Source organism: Staphylococcus coagulans (genome assembly GCF_002901995.1).
Taxonomy (GTDB): Bacteria; Bacillota; Bacilli; order Staphylococcales; family Staphylococcaceae; genus Staphylococcus; species Staphylococcus coagulans.
The window spans coordinates 1-220 of record NZ_PPQN01000089.1 but is presented as its reverse complement, the minus strand read 5'-3'; the positions used below and the strand labels follow the sequence as shown (position 1 = coordinate 220).

Annotated in this window: 1 pseudogene; it reads right to left on the bottom strand. The window is 45.5% G+C overall.

Features of this window, described 5'->3' with window-relative positions:
- A pseudogene (locus CD118_RS11270) lies at positions 1–220 on the bottom strand (deoxyribose-phosphate aldolase); the annotation flags it as partial.

The following is a 220-nucleotide window of genomic DNA, read 5'->3' as shown; positions in this document are numbered from 1 at the left end:
CCGCTTTGACCACAGCTTCAATATCTTGTTGTACATCAGCGTAACGTCCGTCTTTCAAAGCGCCAATGTTGATGACCATATCAATTTCATCTGCACCTTTACGTAAAGCATCTTCTGTTTCGAAAGCTTTCGTTTCTGTTGTGGATGCGCCTAATGGAAAACCAATCACCGTACACACGAGCACGTCACTGTCTGCAAGACGTTCGGCAGCGTATTGAAC